Source organism: Synechococcus sp. WC101, from assembly GCF_047461555.1.
Lineage (GTDB): Bacteria > Cyanobacteriota > Cyanobacteriia > Thermostichales > Thermostichaceae > Thermostichus.
Window position 1 is genome coordinate 1 of the sequence record NZ_JANSHG010000272.1, and the last position, 1,769, is coordinate 1,769.

General features: G+C 63.4%; 2 protein-coding genes and 1 pseudogene. 2 read left to right on the plus strand and 1 reads right to left on the minus strand.

The features are described from left to right. Positions 1-68: 68 nt before the first annotated feature. Positions 69-320 (plus strand): annotated as a pseudogene (locus tag NW809_RS12340) (urease subunit beta); the annotation flags it as partial. Positions 321-456: 136 nt separating this feature from the next. Next, the gene (locus tag NW809_RS12345; protein WP_240527800.1) at positions 457-708 is read left to right on the plus strand and encodes a hypothetical protein; all 252 of its coding nucleotides are present in this window, start codon (positions 457-459) and stop codon (positions 706-708) included. Between the two features lie 135 nt (positions 709-843). Here NW809_RS12345 and NW809_RS12350 read toward each other — a convergent pair. Continuing rightward, positions 844-1,769: Smr/MutS family protein (locus NW809_RS12350; RefSeq protein ID WP_414402275.1), on the minus strand; the 926-nt coding region annotated here is incomplete at its 5' end.

Genomic DNA, 1,769 nt, shown 5'->3' on the forward strand with positions numbered 1-1,769 from the left:
GAAGCAGCAACTCCGAGAAGTGATTCTCGGAAGCTCCCGTCTACAGCCCGTCAGGGCTTAGCGGGAGAGGATGTCACTTTCACTTTTTTGAGGTCAACCGAGCCCTGGTGTTGGATCGCGCCGCCAGCTTTGGCAGGCGCCTCAACATCCCTTCCGGCCAAGCGGTGCGTTTTGAGCCGGGGCAAACCCAGCGGGTCACTCTGGTGGCGCTGGGAGGCAAGGGTCTGGTGCATGGCTGCAACCGGCTGACGAAGAGCAGCGTCCGCTCTGCAACGCAAAAGCGGCGGGCCCTGGCCCGATTGCAGGAGTGGATGGGCTAGGTGGTTAAGCGCTATGGACATAACGCCCCTCGAAGTATGCAGCTTTGGGCATCTGGGCTGAGGCTTGGCCACATCCCCATCCCACCTCAGATTCAAGAGAGTAGGGCTATCCAATTCTTCCTCTGGGATCTGGCCAATGTTAGAGCGTGAGACTGTTTGGTGGATGTGGGTACAGGGCTTGGGGCTGAATCTTTCCGGGTTGGCCCTATTGGCAGCAGCAGGTGCCACTTTCGGCCCCCTCTGCTGGACCGGCGCGACGGTGGCGGTGATGCTCAAGTTAATTGGAGATAGCCAACTGCTGCGCGCCTACTGGCTTTGGCAAAGTCGGCACCGCCAAGCGGGATCCCAGCCCGTCAGCTCGGCAGCGGCGCTCCAAAGTCAAGTTTGAACAGTTACCAAACAGCCTGTTCGTGGAGCTTCAGCTTCCCTCTCCCCCTGAGGAAGAGGGGCGGGTGAAGGCCAGCGGCAAAGTGCCTTAACCTTGTTTGAAACGACTGTCAGGGAGTTTGAAACAGCCTGACCCTCACCGCAGGTGGGCCACAGTCACACCCGTACCGCCGTCCTGGGGATCCGCTGGGGCAAACCTCTGGACACGCGGGTGATTTTGGAGGTAGGCCTGGACGCCGGCCCGCAGGCGTCCCGTGCCGTGGCCGTGGATGATCCAAACCGGGCCAGGAGGGGCTTGGGCAAAGTGCTGTTCCAGAATCGCCTCGGCATCGGCTACAGTTTTCCCCCTTAGGTCAAGGGTGTTGCGGCTGGTGCGCAGGTTCAGGGGAGCAGTGGTGGGCGGTGGGGAAGGAGGAGCTTTGGGGCGCTGGCGCTGTTTGGCCTGATGTTCATCGATGGGATCCAACTGGCCCCGCGGCACCGTGAACTTGAGAATGCCGCTGCGCACCACATACACCTCTCCTTCGACGGCAATGACCTCTCCCGTCTGTCCCAGGCCCCGCAGCCGCACCCGATCCCCCACCTCTGGCACGAACTCAGTCTCAACGGGCGGCGGCGGCGGCGAGTAGCGCCTGCGAATCTGCTCCAGCTCAGCAGCGACCTGCTGGGGATCGTCCCCCTGTTGCAGCTTGCGGACGGCGGCGGCCACCTCCCGGCGGGCGGCGGCCAAGAGGGCTTGCAGCCCCTGTTGCTGCCGGTACTCCAGTTGCGCCTCTCGCTCAGCCATTTGCCGACTGCGCTGCTGCATTTGGCGGTACAGGGTTTCCAGCTCTTGGTGCAGGGATCCCACCTGGGCGGCCCGCTCTTCCAACTGGGCCCGTTGCGCCTCCAGCCCCGCGATCACCTTATCCACCTGGCTTTCCCCCTGCAGATGCTGCTGCGCCCGCCGCAGAATCTCCGGCTCCAGGTGCAGCCGCCGGGCGATGGCCAAGGCATTGGAGCGACCAGGGATCCCCCACAGCAGGCGGTAGGTGGGGGCCAGGGTGGCCTCGTCAAACTCCA